At 61.7% G+C, this 22,402-nt stretch carries 18 protein-coding genes and 1 tRNA gene; 8 read left to right on the forward strand and 11 right to left on the reverse strand.

Going from position 1 to position 22,402, the window contains the following annotated elements; translation table 11 throughout:
* Nucleotides 1-481: 481 nt before the first annotated feature.
* On the reverse strand, nt 482-805 hold the full coding sequence (locus tag ABIC16_RS18625; RefSeq protein WP_354292207.1) for a hypothetical protein: 324 nt from the start codon (nt 803-805) through the stop codon (nt 482-484).
* A gap of 39 nt (nt 806-844) precedes the next feature.
* On the reverse strand, nt 845-1,135 hold the full coding sequence (locus ABIC16_RS18630; protein ID WP_354292208.1) for a hypothetical protein: 291 nt from the start codon (nt 1,133-1,135) through the stop codon (nt 845-847).
* Between the two features lie 362 nt (nt 1,136-1,497).
* Between ABIC16_RS18630 and ABIC16_RS18635 the strand changes: the two genes are divergently transcribed.
* On the forward strand, nt 1,498-2,760 hold the full coding sequence (locus tag ABIC16_RS18635; protein ID WP_354292209.1) for a hypothetical protein: 1,263 nt from the start codon (nt 1,498-1,500) through the stop codon (nt 2,758-2,760).
* A gap of 165 nt (nt 2,761-2,925) precedes the next feature.
* On the opposite strand, the gene ABIC16_RS18640 is transcribed toward ABIC16_RS18635, so the two are convergent.
* Nucleotides 2,926-3,513: a recombinase family protein gene (locus ABIC16_RS18640; RefSeq protein ID WP_354292210.1), complete on the reverse strand. Its 588-nt coding sequence runs from the start codon at nt 3,511-3,513 to the stop codon at nt 2,926-2,928.
* A gap of 216 nt (nt 3,514-3,729) precedes the next feature.
* Between ABIC16_RS18640 and ABIC16_RS18645 the strand changes: the two genes are divergently transcribed.
* Nucleotides 3,730-4,440, forward strand: coding sequence for a hypothetical protein (locus tag ABIC16_RS18645; RefSeq protein WP_354292211.1), 711 nt, complete (start codon nt 3,730-3,732; stop codon nt 4,438-4,440).
* A gap of 832 nt (nt 4,441-5,272) precedes the next feature.
* Here the strand turns inward: ABIC16_RS18645 and ABIC16_RS18650 are convergent.
* Complete coding sequence (locus ABIC16_RS18650) at nt 5,273-6,169, reverse strand: abortive infection family protein (RefSeq protein WP_354292212.1); 897 nt, start codon at nt 6,167-6,169, stop codon at nt 5,273-5,275.
* An 805-nt stretch (nt 6,170-6,974) separates the two neighbouring features.
* On the opposite strand from ABIC16_RS18650, the gene ABIC16_RS18655 reads away from it, so the two are divergent.
* On the forward strand, nt 6,975-7,454 hold the full coding sequence (locus tag ABIC16_RS18655) for a hypothetical protein (protein ID WP_354292213.1): 480 nt from the start codon (nt 6,975-6,977) through the stop codon (nt 7,452-7,454).
* A gap of 9 nt (nt 7,455-7,463) precedes the next feature.
* A complete protein-coding gene (locus tag ABIC16_RS18660) occupies nt 7,464-8,099 on the forward strand; it encodes a hypothetical protein (RefSeq protein ID WP_354292214.1) in 636 nt (211 codons plus the stop codon).
* Between the two features lie 277 nt (nt 8,100-8,376).
* Here ABIC16_RS18660 and ABIC16_RS18665 read toward each other — a convergent pair whose 3' ends face one another.
* From ABIC16_RS18665 to ABIC16_RS18675, 3 genes are all read right to left on the reverse strand, one after another.
* Nucleotides 8,377-8,526, reverse strand: coding sequence for a CocE/NonD family hydrolase C-terminal non-catalytic domain-containing protein (locus ABIC16_RS18665; RefSeq protein WP_354292385.1), 150 nt, complete (start codon nt 8,524-8,526; stop codon nt 8,377-8,379).
* 205 nt (nt 8,527-8,731) lie between these two features.
* Nucleotides 8,732-10,405, reverse strand: a complete 1,674-nt coding sequence (locus tag ABIC16_RS18670; protein WP_354292215.1) for a site-specific integrase — start codon at nt 10,403-10,405, stop codon at nt 8,732-8,734.
* Nucleotides 10,406-10,495: 90 nt separating this feature from the next.
* Nucleotides 10,496-10,571 (reverse strand) — tRNA-Thr (locus ABIC16_RS18675).
* A 184-nt stretch (nt 10,572-10,755) separates the two neighbouring features.
* On the opposite strand from ABIC16_RS18675, the gene ABIC16_RS18680 reads away from it, so the two are divergent.
* The 4 genes from ABIC16_RS18680 (at nt 10,756) to ABIC16_RS18695 (ending at nt 18,344) form a co-directional block, all read left to right on the forward strand.
* Nucleotides 10,756-12,087 (forward strand): PAS domain-containing protein, encoded by a 1,332-nt coding sequence (locus tag ABIC16_RS18680; RefSeq protein ID WP_354292216.1) that lies wholly within the window; start codon nt 10,756-10,758, stop codon nt 12,085-12,087.
* Between the two features lie 58 nt (nt 12,088-12,145).
* Nucleotides 12,146-16,768, forward strand: a complete 4,623-nt coding sequence (locus ABIC16_RS18685) for an NAD-glutamate dehydrogenase domain-containing protein (RefSeq protein WP_354292217.1) — start codon at nt 12,146-12,148, stop codon at nt 16,766-16,768.
* A 195-nt stretch (nt 16,769-16,963) separates the two neighbouring features.
* Complete coding sequence (locus ABIC16_RS18690; protein ID WP_354292218.1) at nt 16,964-18,103, forward strand: hypothetical protein; 1,140 nt, start codon at nt 16,964-16,966, stop codon at nt 18,101-18,103.
* Complete coding sequence (locus ABIC16_RS18695; RefSeq protein ID WP_354292219.1) at nt 18,090-18,344, forward strand: hypothetical protein; 255 nt, start codon at nt 18,090-18,092, stop codon at nt 18,342-18,344. Before ABIC16_RS18690 ends, ABIC16_RS18695 begins: the two co-directional genes overlap by 14 nt.
* Before the next feature lie 41 nt (nt 18,345-18,385).
* Here ABIC16_RS18695 and ABIC16_RS18700 read toward each other — a convergent pair whose 3' ends face one another.
* The 4 genes from ABIC16_RS18700 to ABIC16_RS18715 form a co-directional block, all read right to left on the reverse strand.
* Nucleotides 18,386-19,471 carry a PepSY-associated TM helix domain-containing protein gene (locus ABIC16_RS18700; RefSeq protein WP_354292220.1) on the reverse strand — a complete coding sequence of 362 codons (1,086 nt, stop codon included), beginning with the start codon at nt 19,469-19,471 and terminating at the stop codon, nt 18,386-18,388.
* Nucleotides 19,471-20,154: a Fe2+-dependent dioxygenase gene (locus tag ABIC16_RS18705; protein ID WP_354292221.1), complete on the reverse strand. Its 684-nt coding sequence runs from the start codon at nt 20,152-20,154 to the stop codon at nt 19,471-19,473. Before ABIC16_RS18705 ends, ABIC16_RS18700 begins: the two co-directional genes overlap by 1 nt.
* A complete protein-coding gene (locus ABIC16_RS18710; RefSeq protein WP_277968833.1) occupies nt 20,148-20,888 on the reverse strand; it encodes a tetratricopeptide repeat protein in 741 nt (246 codons plus the stop codon). The genes ABIC16_RS18705 and ABIC16_RS18710 overlap by 7 nt, the downstream gene beginning before the upstream one ends.
* A partial coding sequence (locus tag ABIC16_RS18715) for a TonB-dependent receptor (protein WP_354292222.1) occupies nt 20,888-22,402 on the reverse strand: 1,515 nt, incomplete at its 5' end. The genes ABIC16_RS18710 and ABIC16_RS18715, both read right to left, overlap by 1 nt.

Raw genomic sequence — 22,402 nt, forward strand, 5'->3', positions numbered from 1 at the left:
TTCGCCTCCGCGCTGCCGTCCGGTTGTGGAGCCACTCGACCCCGATACGCGGAAAGGCCTTGAGCTGTTCCTGTCGGGCCTCAAGGCAGCTCAAGCCATTGTGGGACCGCGTGCCCCCGTTCGGCTGATACAGACTCTCCTTGACGTGGCTGCCCACCCAGACACCACACGGGCAGAGGTAGCAGAGAGGGTGGACATGCCCGCCACCACGGCCTCTCAGGACTTGCGCACCCTAGGCGTGGAACTGCGCGATGGCTCCCTGGGTCCTAGGTTTGTGGGGGCACGGTGGGATGATGGGGATGGTAGGCTCTTGCGGTACCGAGCGACCCCCCGGGGCGATTTGGCGGTGGCACAGATCAACGCGGTGCCGACGGTGCAGACCATAGACTTATAAAGCGGTCATTCCGTTTCCGCCCATTAGCATACGCGCTCGTGAGATGGCGGACGACGATCCTACCATGATGAACCTGTGCGCTAGTCGTCAAACAGCGTTAACGGTCATACTTACTTCGTAAATTTTGTCAGCACCCAGCGCAGCAACATAGACTGTACGGACAATGTATTCAAACGCTACGCCGTTTAACGATCCTGATCCGGAAGTAACCTGATCAAAGTTCGATACACTCATGCCGTCAATGGAGAGCTCAAAGATACCACCAACGCTCACGAATCCAATTCCTGGGGCGGCGGCACTGTTTGCTCTAATACGAATTGGGAACGCTCCACTAATCTCAACTAATTGTCTTTCTTTGAACAGCACGCGTTCGTTTAGCAGTAGAATCTTCTGATTAATCGTTACGGACACGACAAGCTCCCTAAAAACCTTTGATGCGAAAACTTTAGTTCACTTAACGCTTCGTCCAAACATAAAGCCACCAAACATCGATAATATAGACATCAAAATCGATATAGCCTTTTCATGGTGAGGTGGTTCACTATCACTCGCGGCAAGATAGATGATGGCAGTCAATGAAGCGACAACAACGGTACCCGCAACATTATTTGGCGCATGGTCCTTTGTTCCAAGAATTACGCCTATTATCCCCCGATCAAGTTTGACTCTGCTGGCTGCTGACTGTGCGGTTATTACCTCTTTTGCTACAGCTGGGTCCGCCGGCAATTTACTATGGTCCATCGATCGTACCCTTATCGTCAATGTGACCACTGCTGCATGTCCAGCCGTCGATTATAAAACAGCATGTTATTCACATAAAATTCGCAGGCAAGCACCTAACACTGCACCTTAGCCGATCTCATGATGGCCCTTCGAAGCTGCTTGTTCCAAACGGTCCAATTTCAACATGAGTTTTTACTCCACTATGCTAAGCGTTCACCCTACGCTACCATAAGACCCATTCAGTCCCTCAAGCCTGCCCCACAGGGATGATTATTAATACCCATCAAGGTCTAGTCATGCACGCATCCACACCCCTAGCGGCCCTGTCGTCACCCGAAGGCCTTTCGGATCGACGGGACGCTAGGACTTTTGCCCGCTCCATGCTCCTTGCCGGTGATGCAAAGTCCCCTGAGGCAGAGGCCTTGGTTAGATCCATTATTGATATCGTCATTGCCCCCTATATGGCCGGTAAGGTCCAAGCTCGTCCGACCATGCTTGTGCGCTACCGGGAGGCTTTGGGGCCCTTCCTGTCAGACCTACTCCACGGCATTCGTGCAGGGAGATGGAGCAAACTGAGGACCAACAATAGCGAGATAGCAAGCTACCCAGGGCGTGCCACGGCCTTCAAAGCTATGCGGGACTCTCTGAAAGCGTCCGGGTTGCTTGAGGAGCTTCCCGGCTTCTTCATGGACGAAGAGGAGAGGTTCGGACAAACCTACAAGCGGGCCGCAATGACCAGCTTTCGTCCAACGCTGCAATTGGTCCAGATGGCGGAAGATCATGGGGTCATCCTAAGCAACCTCTCGACCCATTTCGCTGTAGGGTCCGCCAGCCCCCCAGCCGCTTGTGATGTGATCGAGGCAAGGGCCAGGAAGGAGACTAAGACCTCCAGGGCCGTACAGGTCCCTATCGATCCTGCAGACCCTAAGGCCTCCGCCCTGGTCGCCAGCATGGAAGGCCTGAACGCCTACCTCATGGCGCCTGGAAGAATTGAGGGTATCGTCTTTGCGGGCCTTCGCCGCCTCTACAGCCACGCCGACCAACCAGGCTTCAAGTGGCAGTGGGGTGGGCGCTTCCACTCGATGCCTAAGGGTGACGCCTACGAAACCATGAGCGACGGTGGGGACGAAGGGGGCAGGGGGCGGAGGGCCCGCGCAGCTATCCTCAGGATCGATGGGGAAGAGGTAGAAGAGGTAGACCTCAGTGCGGCACACCTCACAATCCTACACGGCCTCCTTAACCTGCCCTTTGATGCCAACGAGGCCCCTTACGCTCTCCCCGACCTCGATCCGAAAGAGGTAAAGCGGTGGGTCATGATCGCGCTGGGGGCATCCGATCCCAATGCAGGGGGACCCCGATGCTCCAAGGTGCGCCAGGCTGCCTCAAAGCGCTTTCCGGTCCTTGAGGGTCTAGCTGCCTGCGGCATCAACACTCACGACCTCCAGTACCATGAGGCGGAGATAATGATGATGGCGATGACCAAACTTCAGGCCCAAGGAATAGGGTTCCTCCCGGTCCATGACGCCCTGATTGTCCCTAAGTCCAAGCATGGGGTTGGGGTGGAGGTTTTGGGGAAGGCCTTCGAGCAATACTTCACCGAGCGGCTAGGCATGGCAAGCGCCCCGGTGCCCAAGGTCCACTAGGAGCCCTGGAGGACCGGTGGGGTCCCTCTGGTCCCTGCGCGGCTTCAACGGCTCGTCGTGTGAGACTGGGGGCAATCAAAACGAAACTACAGGTGTAGGACTATAATAACACGCTGGTATTGATTGAGAATGCCTACCCAGCCCTGCCCGGATAAATGTAGCCCCTCAGGCCCCCGCAGAGGCCCTACGCTCCACACGCTGGATTGCCGCCCGGGACACACCATACGTCTTCGCCAACACACCCAGCGAGTCCCCGGCGGCCCTACGCTGCCGTACGACCTCTTGCTGCTCCGGGTCCAAAGCAGCGCGACGGCCTAAGACTGCCCCAGAGGCCTTAGCCCGCTTCAAGCCCGCCTGGGTCCGCTCCACGATCAAGTCTCTCTCAAACTCGGCAACCGCGTTGATTACACCCATGGTGAGCTTCCCCGCTGAGCTGGTGAGGTCAACACCGCCCAAGGCAAGGCAGTGGACCCTAACGCCCACCTCGGCCAACGCCTCGACTGTAGCCCGCACGTCCATCGCGTTGCGGCCCAGCCGGTCAAGCTTGGTAACGATCAACACATCATCCGCCTCTAGACGGTCCATGAGCTTCGCAAAGCCGACACGCTCCCGAGCGCAGGTAGATCCGGATACTGTTTCAGTAATCACCCGCTTAGGATCGACTGCAAAGCCCGCTGCTTCAATCTCCCCAACCTGGTTGTCGGTGGTCTGATCGAGAGTGCTGACGCGGCAGTAAGCGAATGTGCGAGCCATGGGACCGTTCCTGTATCGATAACGTAGCTCGCTATTGCTCATGTATCGTAAGTCGGGTCAAGCTAATTATCGATACAGTATCCGGTAGGGGCTCGAAACCGTTCGTTTGCGATACACCGTGCTATCAACCAGCAACTCAGACAACAGCGTGATGATATTAGGGCGCGTCTGAGGTATGCGGAGGTGAGTTTCGCGGGGGATTAACGGATGGGGCAAGTGTACAGTTTGCTGGGCTTCGCCAGTTTGGAAGCCGGAAGCTGGGCCGATTGGTTCTCGGGATCGATGTCAGCGCTGGCTGTAGCTGTGGCCTTATCCGCTTATCCCATCAGCAAGCGGCAGAGACGACTAGACGAGCGACAGCGCGATGCAGAGATTGGCAGAGGCATCGGTTGGAAAGCCATGACCTTGCTCAACCAAACCGCTGACATTGATCGACACATGAAAGCGAGCCTCGCCAATCGGGAGCCGATGTATCCCCCAGGCATGAAGTTCCCTTTGGTGAGGCCGCTGGGCGTCCCTGATCGCAAACCTCAAGAGCTAAACCAAAGCGAAACTGATTTCCTCTTGAAGTCGCAATCGGCAGATCTCCTCATGGACTTAGAGTTATGCTTTGGCCGATACTCGTCTATTGTTTACGCAATGAACGAGTACAAAGTCCGTCATGAGGCACTGTACGAGCTAATGCCGACACCTGTTGCCAATGAGGGAATGACCTTTACGCACCATCTCAACAAGGAGGAATCTGACCGCATCAAACCATATACGTTGATGCTTGAGTCCTTACTTGAGAGCATGATTCAATTGGTAGACGAGAACATGGAGAAGGTTGACCGGTGCCTGATCCTCTACAAGAAAGACATGGCGCGGCATTTTGGGAAGCCTCTATTAGATTTTGAGATTGCTCATAAGGACGCGTCCGAAGAATAATTCTATGCGAACAGTAAGGTTCACGGCACGGCACAATGCCCAGCCCGCGCTTGGGCCGCGTGGAATAGGGCACTGGCGTAGGCCTTCCGCCTTGTCGTCGCGTCGAGGATATATGTCAGGTCCTTGCTACCGTTCGGAACCCCGGCCTCAACCGCCGCCTCTATGGCATTCTCACACCCCCCTGCAGCAGCGCTGGCAATCTGGGACAGCGAGCCATCAGCTCTCGCCAACCGATAGGACCATCGGTGCACACAGCCCTCCCAGTCGCCTACAGCGGGCACCGCCTCCGGGGTTGAACAGATACGGTCGTTCGGTGACGGACCACAGCCCGCCAGCAGCATCATCGTCGCGCCTAACCAGACCTTCACTTACTATCCCCCAAACGCCCCCTCGCAGGGGACTCTGGGTCCACGGCTTAGTCAATCGGAACCAGCGATGGGCTCGCTGTGCACGGCGGCCAAATGTCACCCTACGGGACCGGCCAGCCCCTGTGTCGCCTGGAATGTCCCAGCTCGCACCCGGGTGCATCGCGCCTGCTCCGACCAACGGAACGCGGCCTTTGCGATTCAACAGCTCCAAACGGCCCGCCACCGCAGCCCCATCAAGAAAATGGCAATGCCTTTCCAATGGGTCCCCTATACCAAAGGCTGGTTCCATATCGATCTTCTGGTAATCCGGGCTAGAAAGTGGCGGTTTCGCTGCGCCGCAATTGACCCAGCTCGGACTCTCGCGTCATCCGCCCCACTCACTAAGACTACCCACCCGTTTCAACGGCCGTCCACCCAAAGGGTCATCAATAGCCCCAAGGCAAGCGAAGCATTTCGAACCGCCGTCATACCCGGGCGGCCTCCCCGATCAACACAATCTTACTAGCTGCGAGATGCAAAGCATATGCGGCGATGTAGTCAGGGACTTCTTTCGGAATACCCCCTTGCCCGTGCGCTGCATCTTTATCCCTAATAACTGATAACCCTGACTTTAGTGTAGCAATAAGTTGCTCGAAAGAGTTGTCCATATATTCTGGCCAAAGGGCGTTAGACTTTAGAACTTTAACTAAGTCAGAGACGCGAGCGTTCTTGTCGTAGGCCCAGCCCTTCTCATCGCACACGGCTTTCATCATAGACTCGAATGCATTTGAGGCTTGCGCTATAGCTTGCTTGTATTCTCCATTACGATAGTGGTTATGCGCCTCTAGATATTCTTCCAGAGGGCCCTCGAACCTAGGATAATTCATCAATTTCAATGCAGGCTTGACTACCTCTGCGTGGATGAATTGACTATCTACCCTCACAATTTGATTGTTTTCGAATTGGTACCCAACAAGTCCCTGCCTCAATCTATGATTGATTTCCTCCACGCCCTGCTTACCTTCATCACCAAAAGTTGGAAAAGTACCAATCATTTGGCAGCAAACCAACTCAAGAAAGTCCAACAACTTGGGTGCGGCGGCGTTATGGTAAAAGTCTTCTATCCTACCTGCGAGAGTGCTACTTGGCCTAATCTGGTGAATTCCAATTTCTCGACAGTAGTCCTTTTCCAGACGATCCCATGTTCGGTTGTCGGAAACCCCCCTGCTATATCGCATTCGGAATTCACCAAACACGTCCACTCCTATCAGCAAAAGCTGCACGCGAGTGCTGTTTGGAACTTGATCGTACTGATACACATCATTGTTAATAAGGCCCGCCAGCCGCTTTTCTCTCTGCGAACGAAGCTCACGAACTGCCACAATCTACTCCCGGTTGGCCTGTTGTCGACATAGCGTAGCTCACGGCGACTTAAGCGCAATGAGACAAACACCGTTGCAACGGGACGATTGACCAAGCCGTCCATTGAGCGTACTTTATTGGAAGAAGTGGATCGGGCCGCCCCAAAAGCGGTTCCTCGCTGACGCTAACGCCGATCCGCACGCAGCACAGTCACTGAGCCTTCGTGCCAGTCTACTGCCTGTAAGACTCCGCACTGAGATGGCGGAGGGCTCCCTAAACACCCGCCAATGGTACGCACAATCGCATTGTGTGGCGGGCTTGCCCTCTCTCATAAGGTCAGCCTTTTTGACAATCCTCTCAAACCGGGACCCCCGGCTCCAAAGCCTCTACGGCCAATTCGACCCCAACGTCCCTCACGGCTCCCCCCTGAGCCCAGCGACAGACCCCCGCCTTACTGGGCTTCAGGGTCCCTTCGCCCCTCAGGCCTCGCAGGACTCCCCTGGGCCTCTCCAGCCCGCTCAGGCCACAATGGCCCAGCCGATGCCCTCACAAGCCCCAGCGAGTCCCCAGGGGCTCCCACAGGCCCCTCCGGCGTCCATAGAACGCAAACGCTACAGGCCCTTTGCCAAAGAGAACCTTTCTGAGAGCCTCGCCGCAATTGGTAGCGGTTTCCTCTCTCACCCCGAAAGCTTCGCAGCCGGCCTCGGCGGGGCAGCAGAGAACATTAGCCAGCTTCGCAAAGGCTATACTGCCCTCCAAAAGAGAGACGTAACAACCGGGGGCCCTGACGATGCCTTCGAGATCACTACGGACCCTATAACGGGTATGCGTACCTATACCCCGATTGCCCAGGTCCAGAGCTACCTAACGGACAAGGCCCGCGCTGCCAAAGCCCCACCGGCCCCAAATGCCTCCGACAATGTGAGGATGCGGGCGGCCACCATGTCAGCAATCCTGCAACTTCCCAAGGAACAGCAGGCCCAGGCCTACAGTGACTTTAGGGCCGATAGCACTCGGTTGGGGTATGACCTTGGTCTCCCCGAAGAATGGAACCCTGACGTGGCAACAGCGATGGCTGGGCAGACCGTCAGCCCCACGGAACGCATGACCGACGCCAGAGCCCGAGCAGCTGGGGAGCGAGCCACCGCATCCGGAGCCCGAACCCAAACCAACGCTGACCGCAACTACGGCCTCGCTACCAAGCGCTTGGGGCTCGCTGAACGTAAGCACGCTGCGCCGCCGTCCACCCGCAAGAAACCCAGCGCCAAGCCTTCGGGCAACAGCGACCTTGATTACCTGAAATAGGATCCAACCATGGCAGACCAACTCAAGGCCCGCATCGCCCTCCTCCAAATAGGAGAGGCTCAAGGCAAACTGAAGCCGGAACACAAGAGAGAGCTAGACGCCTACAGGGCCAAAGGCCTCGCCCAAGCCGGTTCGGACTCAGAGCGACGACAGGCCCAAAAAGCCCTCCTGGCCGAGCAACAGGAGGCAGACGCAGCATCTGCTAACGTGGCCACCCTCAACGAGTTCGAAGGCATCAACAACCGCCTGAGGCCCCGTGGAGGCCTTCTGGACCACGCGGCCCATGTCGTTCAGGGATGGATGGGCAATACCGATCTAGCCCGCCTCCGAGCCATCACTAGCAAGATGGCCCTGCAGCAACATAAGCCAGGCTCAGGACCTCAGTCCGATAGGGACCTTCAGGTTCAGCAAGGCATCGTCGGCAGCGAGGATAAGCCCTACGAAGCCAACAAGAAGTTCGTCGAAGAACAACGCCGTCTCAACCAATCCGTGATTGATAAGCACCAGTTCCGGGACAGCTACGTCAAGGCTCACGGCTCCTTGGTAGGGTCTGACGCAGCCTACGCGAACAAGCTGCGCTCAGCGCCCCCATCGACCCGTAAGTCCCCTGCGGCACACGGTTGGACGGTGGAAGAGGTTAAGTAAGGCAGACGTACTGGCCTCCAAGTGAACTATCGCCCCAGGGTCCCCTCAAGGGCCTCCCTGGGGCTTTTGCCACCTCAGGCAGCAGATAGCCCAGCCTGAGTCCCCTGAGAGTCGCCAAGGGCCTTTGCGCCCCACTGGCTACCTACCCGGTGCCGTAGCCCCACGAGCGCTGTACGGGCCTCAAGGGCCCCCTCAGAAGCCTTCTTCATGATGGCCCCAGCCACGCCGCCAGACCTTGCCCGCTCAACAGCACCGATCGCCTTTAGCGTTTCCGGGGTCACCAACACAGCATGGCGGTGCCCGTACTCATCGTGCTGCACGATAAGGTAAGCTCCTTCGCCCATGCCGAACGCCATCCCATCGGCCAACTTGATGTCGATAACCGCAGCCTGATTGATTGACCGTGCCATACTCTTGCTCCCGTCAGTGAATATCACCGCAATCGTGACGTTATTCACGCCAATAGCAACAGTTAAAATCGTTGTAGATCAGACTATTATTTAGCAGGGTGTGGATAATCTCCGATTGTAACACTTCCTTAGAAGCAGAGTTATTGACAGACTGCTAAGGTTCGAAGCCCAGCCAATGTCACCACCACATCGGCAACAGTATCTTATTGTGGACTATCATTTTTATACATCAAATCGCGGTAGCTTCTCGATGGCCTCCGCTTTTGCCGTCACCGATGGCCCACCGTAAGACCTCCCGGTAGTAGTTGGAGCGTGCCCTTGAATCGCATCGGCCAAGCGCTCTTCAATCCCGGCATCATAGGACAAGGCCTTAAACAGGTGACGCCAGCCGTGGTTGGGCTGCAGGGTTGGATCGGTAATGCCCACATCCGCCCGCACCCACGCCGCGAGACGTTCGCCCACCTTCTTGAAATGCCGGTTGCTATCCGACTCCACCCGCGTCTGGGACCGATCGAAGAACAAGGGCCCGTCTGGCCGCCGCCTGACGACCTCAAGGAACCCTTGATCGATGATGTGGGAGTGTAACGGCACCAGCCTTGCTGCCTTGCTCTTCACCGTCCCCGCCTCAGGCGTTATCCGCAAGACCCACACGCCATCTACGGTATGGACGTCCTCTTTCCGTAGCTGGCTGATCTCGTTCACCCGAGCCCCGCTGTATGCGCAAAGCCATGGTATCCACCGCCTGGCCAAGGCGTGCCGCTCAGACACCCGAGGGCCCATAGGCTCCAGAGTGGCCGAAAGGATCGCTCGGGCCTCCTCAGTAGTGAATGCAGCATCCCTAAGCTTCGCCTCTTTGGGGACCCGAACCTTCACCCCCATAGCGACATTCTCAGGTAGCTTGCGCTCCTCCACAGCCCACGCCAGCATGGCCTTGACGGTGACGATGTACTTGTCCCGGACGGTGATGGGCTTCCTCAACACCCCCAGGCGGGAAGGCTCCGTCAGCAGCTTGTCACGCCAGTTCATTAGGTCGGTGGCCGTTAGTCTGGCTGCGTCATCGTGCCCTAGGAAGTCGATTAGGCGGCGGACATAGTTACGCCACTCGGCACGAACCCCAGGCGTCATCCCCTGAGCCTGAGCGTAGCTCTCAAAGGTCGCAAGCAACGGGACGGCGGCGACACCCTCAGCTGCAGGGGTTGGAACAGGACGGTCCCCCAGCGGCTCGGGAGAAGCAGGGGTGGGGATATCGAAGCCATCCAACCGCTGCAGCATCGCTTCCCCGGCCGAGATAGCTGCATCATTCATAGCCCTGCACAGATGCTGAAAGGGCTTCAGAGCATCAGGGGCTACAGCCAGCTCAGCCGCCTCCAGTAAAGTTAAGGCTTCATCCATCCACAGGACCACGATGCCATTAAGGTCCCCGTTGCCCCTGAGTCCCCGATAGAGGGGCAAGCTCTCCGCGAGACGGGCTCGGGCCTTAGCGGCGAAGCGTTGCGCTTCTTTGCCCTTCCAAGGCGCTATGTGAGGGACCCCACGGGCCTCAAGGTCCGCAGTGATGCTCCGGTACTGATCGCGCTCTTCAGTATCCCACCGAGCCTCATCGTCATCTTGCAGGAGTTGGACCCGGAACGTCTCAGCCAGATAGGCAATCGTGGCCGAGTCTAGGGCATCAAAGGCCCCCGCCGCCCTGCGCTTCGCCATCGTCACGATGTCACGGTATCGGCCCTCAGCCTCCTCATAGCGAGATAGGAACCCTGGGGACCCTTCCAGCCCCAAAGCTACCTTGAGCTGCACAGGCTCTCCGGCGATATGTGGGCGCAATGCAACGGGGTAGGCACGGCGGTAGCTCATGCGGCCCGCGCCAAGTTTGAGGATATGTTTCACGGTGATCCCCATGGCGTTTTGTACCTTCGCAATGTACGCGATGGCACTTCGAAGTCACGCTGTTCTGGGATTTCTGAGGGTAATCAGGCTTTTAGGAAGCTCTGGTGCCGCTTACAGGACTCGAACCTGTGACCCCCGCATTACGAATGCGATGCTCTACCAACTGAGCTAAAGCGGCACACACGGCGCCTGATCGGCGACCGTGGAGGCGGGCGCTTATCAAATGGATTTGGCGCTGGCAAGCCAATGCGGCAAAGTCGTTCCGATTTTTGGCGATCGATCGCTCCTTTACCGGACGTTTACCACACATGGTGCATTAGCAAATCGATAGCGGCCCCCGGGCCAGATAGGGCGTTTGCGCAATGGATAGTGTTCACGACTTCGAGGACGACCGGTTCGGCGCCGGCACCCCCGGTCGCGGCGGGCCGGATGCAACCGGCGACGGATTGGCCGAACCGCAGATCGCGGTCGGTACCGATGAACGCCGCATGCATGTTCGCGCCTACAACTATTGGGTCTCGCTGCTCGGTGGGCGAGGCTATCCCTCGATCCAGGACCTCGACCCGGCGACGATCGCCGATTTCGGGAGCAACAGCGTCCTGCTCGATTTCACGCAGGGAATCGAGAACCCTGCGATCGCGTATCTCGGGCGGGCGCTTCGCGACGAATGTTCGCTCGATACCGGAACGACGCATATCGCACAGGTGCCCGCCGGGTCGCTCCTGTCGCGGCTGACCGACCATTATCTGCAAATCATTGCCAGCCGCTCGCCGATCGGTTTCGAAGCCGAATTCGTCAGCATGCGCGGCCACAATACGCTGTATCGCGGCATCCTGATGCCCTTTTCCTCCGACGCGGACACGATCGACTTCATTTATGGCGTCATCAACTGGAAGGAACTCGTCGACGCCGATACCGCGGCGGGACTGTATGCGGAAATCGCCGCAGCGCGCGCCGTTCCGGCACGCGCCGCCACCGCACCGGTCTGGGCCGACGGGCCAAACCACGCCCTAGCGTCCCTGATCGACCTGGAGGACGATACCGAAGAGGACGAAACGGGCCAATCCACCCTCGATGCCGACATGGTTGCCAAGGACGGCGAAGAGAACGACAGCCTGTCCGATCGGCTACTGCTCGCGCGGCAAACTGCGGCGGCCGCCGCAACCGCGGACCTCCGTAGCCGCGGAACGCTGTACCGTGCCCTTGCCCGCGCACATGATTTCGCGATCGCGGCCGATGCCGATCCGCTTGGGTATGCGACGCTGCTCGATCGGGCGAACATCACCGTCCAGCTTCGTGCGCCCATGACCCCGGTGGTGAAGCTTGTTTTCGGCGTTGATTATGAAAAGACCCGGTTGACCGAATATGCCGCCGTCCTGGCACATGCGCGGCGGATCGGTGTGCCGGCGGGTGCTCTTCAGAGTTTTCTCGAAGGGTTCGACGGCGGGATAAAGGGTGTGGTATCTGCCGAGCGACAGGCTCGAGCGCCCGCGGTCGGGCAGCGAATCAGCCCGTCCATGATGCTTGCCGAGCGCCCCGCGCTTGCCCAGGTCAAGCTGCAGACCGGATCGATCGAAGGAGAGTATGTGCTGCTCCTCGCGCGCACCTCCGTCGTTGGTACGCTCGATATCGTTGCAACGGTTACGGATGACTCCGCGCTTACAGAGCGCGTGATGCGCCAGGCGACTCGTTGAAAATGTTGCACCGCCACAAGTCTTGAGGTCGCCATCGGACCGGCGCATAGGACCGCCCATGCCTAAGACCACGCTCAAATCGCTGTCGGATGCACTTGCCGTCCGGCTCACCAAAGGCGCCCTTCCGGGTGAATTGCAGGGGTTCGGGGAGGCCGAGCGCGCCGCCGCCGCAAGCTTCGTCGCCGCCACCGCCGAACAGCGCTCGCCCGCGACCGTAACGATCGCGCTCGAGCCCTTGCCCGCGACCGATCCCCGACGGCTGATGCGACTCGCCATCGTCAACGACGACATGCCCTTCCTGGTCGATTCGATCGCTGCCACGATCGGCGCGCACGATATTTCGATCGACCGGATCATTCACCCCGTGTTGCGTGTCACACGCGATTCGGATGGCGCACTGACCCAAGTCGACGAAGGCGCCGCCGAGTCGATGATCTACATCGAGCTCGAACGCGTCGACGCCCGGGAACGACGCGACCTCGTCATCGAGCTGACCAAGAACCTTGAGGACGTGCGTGCGGCGGTCGGGGACTGGCAAGGGCTGGAGGATGCGATGGCATCCGACATCGCGACCTTGCCCGAGGGGGAAGGCCGTGCCCTGCTCACCTGGCTGCTCGATCGCAAGATGACGCTGCTGGGCCACGAAACATGGGTGTCGGAAGGCTCGGGCAGCCCGCAGGCCTTGGGTATCGCCCGCAATCAGCAACCCGTGCCAATCCTTGCGGAAGCTTCGCGGCGCCTCGCGATGTCGTGGTTCGAAGACGGCGGCGAAGCCCCGTTGCTGCTCAAGTCCAATCTGATCTCGGGCGTTCACCGCCATGTTCCGCTTGATCTTGCACTGGTCCCACTGCGCGACGGCGCACGCGTAACGGGGTTGTCGATCCACGCCGGCCTTTGGACGAGCGCGGCATTGCTCGCGGCGCCCGAGGATGTTCCGGTGCTGCGCGCGCGTCTGGCTGCGCTGGAAAAGAAGTTCGGGTTCGATCCCAAGGGGCACACGGGCAAGGCGCTGACGCACGCGCTGGTCGCGCTGCCGCACGATCTCGTTGCCGGGTTCACGCCCGAATCGCTCGAGAATGTTGCGCTCACCGCCATGTCGCTGGCGGATCGGCCACGACCGAAGCTGGCGCTCGTCCGCAGCACGCTCGGAAGACACCTGTTCGCCTTCGCATGGCTGCCACGCGACGACCTCACCACCGCGCGTCGCCTTGCAATCGGCGATATGCTGGCGGAAGCAGCCAATGCTAATATCCTCAACTGGTCGATCGCGGTTGACGATACGATCGCGCTGATCCGCTACACGCTCGATTTGCGCGAAGGCGGCGTGCTGCCCGACACTGACGCGCTCGACACCCGGATCGCGCGGATGGTGCGCGGCTGGGTCCCCGCGGTCGAAGCCGCGCTGGTCGAGCAGACCGATGCACCACGTGCGGCTCGGCTCGCATTGCGCTGGGCGGCGGGGTTCCCGCAGAACTACCGTAACGTCAGTACCCCCGCCGAAGCTGGAGAAGACATCCAGCGGCTCGCTGCGCTCGAAGATGAAAGCGCACGGGGCGTGCGCCTTATCCCGACCGCTCCGGGAGAGGATCGCCACCTCAAGATCTACAAGCTCGGCAATGCGCTGCCGCTGTCCGATGCGGTACCCGTGCTCGAGAATTTCGGCTTCCGTGTCATCGGCGAGTTGCCGACGCGGCTGCAGGACGAAAGCGATGCCTTCGTCCATGAATTTATCGTCGAATCGAACGACGCCGCGTCGCAGGTCGACACTGCGGTGCTGGAAGGCGCGATCGCAGCCGTGCTGGAAGGCGCTGCGGAGAATGACGCGTTCAACCGGCTGATCATCGAAGTCGGGGTCAGTCCGCAGGCCGTCGTGCTGTTCCGCGCGTGGTTCCGCTACCTGCGCCAGGCGGGGCTTACCTATGGGCTGACCACCGTGGTGGATGCGTTGCGTCGGGCACCCCGCGTGGCCGAAGCGCTGATCGCCCGCTTTGCCGCGGTGCATGATCCTGCGCAAAACCGTGATCCCGCGGAGACGGACGCGGCGATCGAAGCAGGCCTCGATGCGGTGACCGCGATCGACGATGATCGCATCCTGCGCGCGTTCTATTCCATGATCGCGGCGACGCTCCGGACCAACGCGTTCACGCCCGCAGGTTCAGAGGCACTCGCGTTCAAGCTCGATAGCCACCGCATTCCCGGCCTCCCCGCCCCAGTGCCATGGCGCGAGATCTGGGTGTACAGCCCGCGGATCGAGGGCATCCACCTGCGCGCCGGCCCGGTCGCGCGCGGTGGCCTGCGCTGGTCCGACCGGCGTGACGACTTCCGCACCGAGATCCTCGGGCTGATGAAGGCACAGCGCGTCAAGAATGCGGTGATCGTTCCGACCGGCGCGAAGGGCGGCTTCTATGCCAAGCAGCTTCCGCCCGCATCCAACCGCGACGCATGGCTTGCGGAAGGCACCGAAAGCTACCGCGTGTTCATCCGCACGTTGCTGTCGATCACCGACAACATCGTCGAGGGCAAGGTCGTCCACCCGCAAGGCGTGGTCGTCCACGACGGCGAGGACCCCTATTTCGTCGTCGCCGCCGACAAGGGCACCGCAACCTTCTCCGACGTCGCCAATGCGATCGCGCTCGAGCACGGCTTCTGGCTCGGCGATGCGTTCGCGAGCGGCGGGTCGGTCGGCTATGACCACAAGGCGATGGGGATCACCGCAAAGGGCGCTTGGGTCAGCGTCCAGCGCCACTTCGCAGAGCGCGGGACCGACGTCCAGACGCAGCCGATCCGCGTCGTCGGATGCGGTGACATGTCGGGCGACGTGTTCGGCAACGGCATGTTGCTCAGCCACGAGCTCAAGATCGTCGCCGCGTTCGACCATCGTCATATCTTCCTCGATCCGGACCCCGAGCCCGCCGCCTCCTTCGCCGAACGCGCCCGGATGTTCGCGCTACCGCGCTCGAGCTGGGCGGACTATGACGAGTCGCTCATTTCGGCAGGCGGCGGGGTATTCCCCCGCACCGCCAAGGTGATCGCGCTGACCGACGAAGTCCGCGCCGCGCTCGACATCGCGGAACGCGAGATCGAGCCGGGTGCGCTTATTTCGGCGATCCTCAAGAGCCCGGTCGACCTGATCTGGTTCGGCGGGATCGGCACCTATGTGAAGGCCCGTGCCGAGAACAACATCGCGGTCGGCGACCCCGCCAACGATCGCTTGCGCGTCGATGCCGAGGATCTGCGCGCGACGGCCATTGGCGAAGGTGCGAACCTTGGCGTGACGCAGGCGGCCCGCATTGCCTTCTCGGCGCGCAGTGGTGTTTTGGGGGGCGGCCGGATCAACACCGACTTCATCGACAATTCGGCGGGCGTCGATTGCTCGGACAATGAGGTCAACATCAAGATCGCGCTCAACCGCGAGATGATCGAAGGGCGCCTGGGCTTCGAGGACCGCAACAGCTTCCTCGCGAGCATGACCGACGATGTGGCGCATCTGGTGCTCGAGGATAACCGACTCCAGACGCTTGCCTTGTCGATCGCAGAAGCGGGCGGTGCGCAAACCGTGCCGAGCTATGTTCGCCTGATCGAGATCTTCGAGGCATCGGGCTCGCTCGATCGCGCGGTCGAGGGGCTTGCTGGCAACGACGATCTGCTGCGGCGTTCGGTCGAGGGCCGCGGCCTGACGCGGCCCGAGCTCGCCGTGCTGCTGGCGACCGCCAAGCTGGCGTTGCAGGCGGCGATCGAACGGTCGGGCCTGGGCATGGCGGACGAACTGCTGCCCGACCTGCACGCGGCCTTCCCAGCGGCGATGCAGGAACGGTTCGGCAAGGCGATCGATGAGCATCGCCTCCGCGGCGAAATCGTTGCGACCAAGCTTGCCAATCGCATCATCAACCGAATGGGCGTGCTGTATCCGTTCGAGCTGGCCGAGGAGGAAGGCGCCGCGATCGCGGATATCGCCGGGATGTTCGTGGTGGCCGAGCGGCTGTTCGACCTGCCGACGTTGTGGCGCGAGATCGAGACGACCGACATGCCTGAAGCGGCACGCATCGCGCTGTTCGACGAGACTGCGGTCGCGACCCGCTCGCAGATCGCGGACCTGCTCCGCGCGACCCGGACCGGCACCGGACCGGGCGAGACGCTAAAGCGGCTCGGCAAGGGGATCGCGGATCTCGACCGGCAGACCAAGGCGTTGCTGCTCGAGGAAGCCAGCGCGCACAGCGCGCGCATCGCCGCCGCCCTGGAAGCGGCAGGCGCGCCGACTGCACTGGTGCAGAAGGTCGTCCGGTTGTTCGAGATGGACGGTGCCGTTGGCCTTGCCGATCTTGGCGACCGGCTCGGGATCGACGAGACCGAACTGACGCGCGCCTTCACGCGGCTGGGCCAGGCGCTCGGGCTCGACTGGGCGCAGGCAAATGCTGCGCGGATCGAATCGAGCGACCCATGGGAGCGGTTGCTGATTGCCGGCCTGGCGCGCGATTTCCAGCAGTTGCGGCTGGAATTCCTGGCGCGGGCGGCGGGCGGCAAGCTCGATCCGCAGGCGCTGGTCGAGGCATGGCTCTCCGACAATGCCGCGCGCGTCGCGCAGTTCAAGGCGGTGGTCGACCGGGCGCGGCTGGCCCCTGCCCCGAATGCCGCGATGTTGGCACAGATTGCGGGCCAAGCGCGGGTGTTGCTGGGGCGGTGAATCCGGTTGCTGCCCTTGCCAGTGGGCAAGGGCAGCGTCGGAGCAACCGATCAGCGTTGCGTGAACATCTCCGTTGCCCGCGCGCTTAAGGTGACCGCAACTGTTCCGCGATAGCGGGTGCAGATGGCTTCTGCTGGATCCTCTGTCTTCAGACCCGTTGGCCGGTGGCCTTCGGCTGTGTGGGTGGGAGTTGTGGTGGTGCTTGCGCTCGCGCAGCAGGCGCTGTCGTCGCTCAACTGCGACGTATCCTGGCTGATAACCACCGCCGAACGGGTCATCGACGGGGCAGTGCTGTACCGCGACGTCGAAGAGGTGAACCCGCCAGCGTCGATCCTGATCTATATGCCGTTCTTGGCGTTGGCGCGCGCAATCGCTTTGCCCCCCGAAGCGGTCACGGTGGTCCTCGTCACGGTATTGGCAACCGTTTCGATTATCACATCAGGGCGGCTTCTCGATCCGCCCCCTGAAACGCAGCCCCAGTTGGCGGGTGCCGCGGCGTTTGTGCTGTTGGTGCTTCCAGCCGACCTGTTTGCCCAGCGCGAACACATTGCGCTGATCGCAGCGCTGCCGATGCTGACGGTGCTGGTTGGGCGGGTCGAGGGTCGCGCGTTCCGCCGACGCGATGCCTGGATGGCGGGACTCGGCGGTGGGATCATGGTGGCGATTAAGCCGCACCTGCTGCTGGCGCTTCTCCCCGTCGCAGGCTGGGCAATCCTCCGGCAGCGATCGGCAAGACCCGCGCTGGGTGTCGAATGGGTCGCGCTTGCGCTGCTATGCGTCGGCTACGCTTTTGTCGTGTGGACAGTCTTTCCGCTGTATCTCGATCACATGCTACCGCTGCTGCGGCGCGTGTATCTGCCAAATCGGGATAGCTGGCCGCATCTCCTGATGGGATCTATGGTGCTGATCCCGGCCGTCGCCGTGGCGCTGACCGTCTGGATCGCACGCGGTCGCGCCACGATCCCGGCCACGGCGGCCCTGCTCGCGTCGGTCGGCTTCGTGGCCGCGGGGCTGGTGCAGGGCAAGGGCTATCTCAACCACGGCTATCCGGCAGTTGCGTTAGGTTTGTTGGCAATTGCGCTGGAACTCACCCGTCCCAGCCCTGTGCGACGTTTTTGGTACGGCCTGTCTTGCCGTCCTGGCCCTTACCGCCACGTACGGCTACGCGCAGGTCGCGAAGCCCTATGCGCTGCGGGACGCTGTGTTGCGGCTGGGTCCACCACGTCCGAAAATGATCGGCGTCTCCTTCGACTTCGGGCTTGGCCATCCCCTGACGCGCTGGGTGGCAGGGCGCTGGGTCGGGCGACGCGGCAGCCTATGGGTGACCGGGAGTAGTCGACAGCAACTGGCCGATCCGGCGCTCGCCCCGACGCAGCGCGCCGCCGTCGCGCAGGCAGCCGCCGAGGAAGCGGCAATGCTTGCTACGGACATCACGCGCAACGCACCCAATATCGTTTTGGTGGATGCCGAACCGGGAATGGCATGGATCATCGCACACCCGGCCGTTCACCGCGCAATGCTGCCGTACCGCCCCGCAACACGGGTTGGCGAAATTACCCTTTGGGTGAGGCGGTAAGCTGGCGAAAGCAGAGGGTACAGATCGCGCTTGAAGACCCGTCAGGCTGCGGCCCGTACGCGCTGCTTGGCCTTGAACGCCGCCTTCCAACGTCGCGCGCGCCACCACATGATGATGCCCGTCACCGCAAGCACCGCTGGTAGAATCCCACCGAGAAAGACCAGCAATTGCCACACAAACCCCATCCGCGTGCCGTCGTGCAACCGCCGCATGGTCCGCGCGAGCGTCTCGGATTCAGGCCGTGCAGGCATTGCTCGGCCCGTGACGTCATCGACGGTCACCCCGCGCGCCTTGCGAAGCTGCACCTTCCATTCGGGCTTCCGATCGGTGGGCCATTCTACCCGTGACACCGCCCCGGGGGTCACCGTTGCAGCGCGGGCGAGCACGGTATCCACCGCCAGTATCGGACGTTCCAGCGCGACAGGTCGACCGCCCGGTCCACCCGGACCGCGCGACGCACCACCCCCCGCGAAGACCTGCGGAAAGGAGATCCAAACGCCCGTCAACGACAATACGAACAAGGGCAGCGCAATCCAGAAGCCGAACAGATGGTGCACATTAGTGTCGGTGTTGCGATGCCGCCGCCAGCGTAGCCCACGCGTCCAGCGCCCGACCGTCGGCCACCACAGCCACAACCCGGAGACACACGACACCAGCATCGCCACGCCGATCCAGCCGACGATCTGCCGACCGACGCCGGGGACGAGCAGATTGCCGTGGAGATTGTGGAGAACGCGCAGCACACCGCTGCCGCTACTCGCCGTCGCGAGTATCCTCGCCGTCGGCGGATCGAGATAGACGGTGGTCCGTTGCGGCGGGCCGCGTCTTGCAGGATCGGGCGGCGTGATCGCGATTACCTGGACCGGTCCTTCGCCTTCCGGAAACGCGATGCTGGCAATCCGTTCGGCTGGCTTGAGTGTGGTCCGCGCCGCTGCGACATAGCGTGCGGGATCGAGCGTGGTGTTGCCGCTGACCGCATAGCGCGCTGGATTGAGGACGTGGTCGACCGCTTCGTCCCACACCAACGCCGCACCGCTTAGCGACAACGGAATGATCAGCACCGCGAGCAGCAGCCCGATCCATTTGTGTGCCTGAAACCAGGCGCGCCGCAACCCAATCTTCGACATCAGACCTCCGCCCAGCGGCGCAACAGATTGTGATAGACGCCCGTCAACCGGACGATTTCGGGATCGTCACTGCCGAGCCGTGTAGCGACCGACTGGATCGCGGTGTCGAGTTCGAACAGCATCGCGCGCGCGCCATCGTCGCGGACCATCGACTGGATCCAGAAGAACGAGGCGACCCGCGTCCCGCGCGTGACGGGGGTGACGTGGTGGACACTCGATGCCGGGTAGACCACCAGTTGGCCGGCGGGCAGCTTGACTCGCTGTTCGCCAAATTGCGTCGCGATGACGAGTTCACCGCCTTCATAACTGTCCGGATCGCACAGGAAGAGCGTTGCGGACAAGTCGCTGCGGATGCGGAAATCGCTTCCGCGGCGGATGCGGATTGCGGTGTCGACATGCGCGCCGAAACCATCGCCCGCACCGTAGCGATTGAACAGCGGTGGAAACACCTTCAGCGGCAGCGCCGCCGCGACGAACAGGGGGCATGCCCCGAGCGCGTCGAGAACGGCGCTGCCCCCTGCCCGTGCCGCCGCGCTATCCTCGGGCAATTGCGTGTTGCGCTTGGCGAGCGCGGATTGCGCGCCCGAGGTCGCATTGCCGTCGATCCAGTCGGCGGCATCAAGCGTCGCCCGCAGGTCGGCAACCTGCGCAGCCTTCAGCAGATCGGGGATGATCGTCAGCATGCCGCCGCCCGAATCGCCTGGACGCCCCGGATGCGGAACGCAGCGATGTCGGAAGCTGCGAGCCATGCCGCGGCCTTGTCGACAAACGCCGGGGTCGCGCTCGCGCCCGCCCGCCGGAGCCAACCGATCGCTTCCTCGATCTGTCCCTTCCTGCCGAGCATCCGGGCATGGTTGAACGCGCCCCGAAAGTCGCCGCCGTGTGCCGCGCGCGCATAGCACTGCGCCGCCGCGGCGAGATCGCGCGGGACGACCCAGCCGTCCTCGTGGAAACTGCCGACGAAGTTAATCGCCTTGGCATTTCCCAGCGCAGCGGCTTTGCGGAACCAGTCGAGCGCGGCCGCCTTGTCCTCCGTCACGCCGTGCCCGAGCGCGAGCAGCGTCGCGTAATTGTACATGCCCCAATCGAGGCCACGCTCGGCGGCGATGCGGTAGCAATCGGCGGCGCGAGTCTTGTCGGGTGCCGTGCCCCAGCCGAGATCGTAACAACGCCCGACCATGTTGATCCCCATCACATGATGCTGCGCCGCCGCGCGCTTGAACCAGCGGAGCGCGGCGGGGGTATCGCGCGGCACCCCTACCCCGTCGAGCAGCATTTGGCCGTACACCGCCTGCGCCTCGGCATGTCCTGCATCTGCCGCCGCGCGGACGAAGGCCGCGCGGGTCTCGGGTGGACCGGAGAGATGCGTGGCGATCTCGTCCGGGGTAAGCGCCGCCAGTCGATCCGCCGATAGCATCAGAACTTGGCCGTGATCGTGCCGAACACCGTCCGCCCCGCCGCGATATTGGCGAAGTGTGACGCGTAGGTCTGTGTGAAATAGACCTTGTCGGTCAAGTTCTGCGCGTTGACGCTCAGCTCCAGATTGGGCGTGACCGCGTAGCTGGCGCGCGCATCGAAGCGCCAGTAATCGGGAATGCCGCGCGACAGGATCGTGGTCGCAGGCGTGATCGTGACGACCCCGGCGGTCGTCTGCGTCGCGGTGCGATTGTCGGCATAGCCGCCATATTGCCGCCCCATGTAAATCGCGCTTCCACCGATCTGCAGGCCTTTCACCAGTTCGTAGTTGGTCGTCGCGGTAAAGCTATGTTGTGCAGTCTGCGGGACTTGCTTGCCGGTATTGACCGAAGGAACGTACACCGTCTGCGCGGCGGCACGACCATTGGCAGCGGCGGTGAGCGCGCTGTTGCCGCCGTCGATGACCTTGGGGTCGAGATAGGTATAGCCGCCGAACACGGTCCAGCCCGGCAAGATCGTCCCGCTTGCCGTCAATTCGACGCCACGGATGCGCGTTTTACCAAGGAACCCGACCGTATTGGCGTCGATTTGCACCCGCGCGTTGCTGATATCGGTCTGGAATACCGCAATTCCTAGCTGGAGCTGTTCGTGGAACAGGCTGCCCTTCGCGCCGACCTCGTAGGACTTGGTCTTCTGCACCTTCAACGCATCGAGGATCGCGAGATTGGCCGGGGTCGCGGTGGTCGGGAGCGCATTGTCCTCGCGGCCCTCGCCGAGCAGCGCGTTGGGCGGCGTCGCGGCGGTGGCGTAGCTTGCGTAGAGGCTGGTCTCGCTGGTCGGCTTGAACACCAGCCCCGCCTGCCAGTTGAACAGCTCGTCCTTGCGCGACAGCTTGGTCGCATTGCCCCCCGCCGCGAACGGCAGCGTGACGCTGGACTTGAACCGGTCGTAGCGCGCCCCGAGGTTGAGGATCAGCTGCGGGAGCAGCGTGATCGAATCGAACCCGTACAGCCCGATCGTCGTCGCGTCGTTCTGCGTCTCGGTGTTGGAAGCCCCACGCACGATCGGTGTCGCGATGCTCGACGTATCGCTGGTGTAATTGACCCACGGGTCGGATGGGTTGGGGTTGAACAGGCTCGCGCAATAATACCGTGCGATCGTCGCGGTGTTGCAGCGCGGGTTGACGGTCGAGCCGTTCGCCGAAACGAGCGTTCCGCGTCGGGTCTTCTCCCACGCGACTTCCGCACCGACCGCGAAGCTGTGCTTGATCCCGCCGGTGTCGAACGTTCCGCTGAGGTCGGTCTGGTCGATCAGGCTTTCGCTATACCCATAGCGCGTATTGCCCCGCCGCCAGACATAGCCGCCGGTGAGCACGTCGCCGCGCGTGCCCGCCGCGCCGGTGGTGGGGTTGGTCGCGGCAGTGCCGCGAACGTTGCCCTGGCTGTCGTCGGGGAGCGTGAAGATGTAGGCCTGATCGCTGTGCGAATAGCGGGCAGTGTTGCGCAGCGTGATCCC

Origin of the sequence: Sphingomonas sp. PvP055 (assembly GCF_040546365.1) — a bacterium.
In the GTDB taxonomy this organism is placed as follows: Bacteria; Pseudomonadota; Alphaproteobacteria; order Sphingomonadales; family Sphingomonadaceae; genus Sphingomonas; species Sphingomonas echinoides_A.

Excerpts from the sequence above, each read along its gene's own strand:
- ABIC16_RS18630 (WP_354292208.1), bottom strand. The coding sequence starts at position 1,135 with ATGGACCATAGTAAATTGCCGGCGGACCCAGCTGTAGCAAAAGAGGTA.
- ABIC16_RS18635 (WP_354292209.1), top strand. The coding sequence starts at position 1,498 with ATGCTCCTTGCCGGTGATGCAAAGTCCCCTGAGGCAGAGGCCTTGGTT.
- ABIC16_RS18640 (WP_354292210.1), bottom strand. The coding sequence starts at position 3,513 with ATGGCTCGCACATTCGCTTACTGCCGCGTCAGCACTCTCGATCAGACC.
- ABIC16_RS18655 (WP_354292213.1), top strand. The coding sequence starts at position 6,975 with ATGCGTACCTATACCCCGATTGCCCAGGTCCAGAGCTACCTAACGGAC.
- ABIC16_RS18660 (WP_354292214.1), top strand. The coding sequence starts at position 7,464 with ATGGCAGACCAACTCAAGGCCCGCATCGCCCTCCTCCAAATAGGAGAG.
- ABIC16_RS18670 (WP_354292215.1), bottom strand. The coding sequence starts at position 10,405 with ATGGGGATCACCGTGAAACATATCCTCAAACTTGGCGCGGGCCGCATG.
- ABIC16_RS18680 (WP_354292216.1), top strand. The coding sequence starts at position 10,756 with ATGGATAGTGTTCACGACTTCGAGGACGACCGGTTCGGCGCCGGCACC.
- ABIC16_RS18685 (WP_354292217.1), top strand. The coding sequence starts at position 12,146 with ATGCCTAAGACCACGCTCAAATCGCTGTCGGATGCACTTGCCGTCCGG.
- ABIC16_RS18700 (WP_354292220.1), bottom strand. The coding sequence starts at position 19,471 with ATGTCGAAGATTGGGTTGCGGCGCGCCTGGTTTCAGGCACACAAATGG.
- ABIC16_RS18705 (WP_354292221.1), bottom strand. The coding sequence starts at position 20,154 with ATGCTGACGATCATCCCCGATCTGCTGAAGGCTGCGCAGGTTGCCGAC.
- ABIC16_RS18710 (WP_277968833.1), bottom strand. The coding sequence starts at position 20,888 with ATGCTATCGGCGGATCGACTGGCGGCGCTTACCCCGGACGAGATCGCC.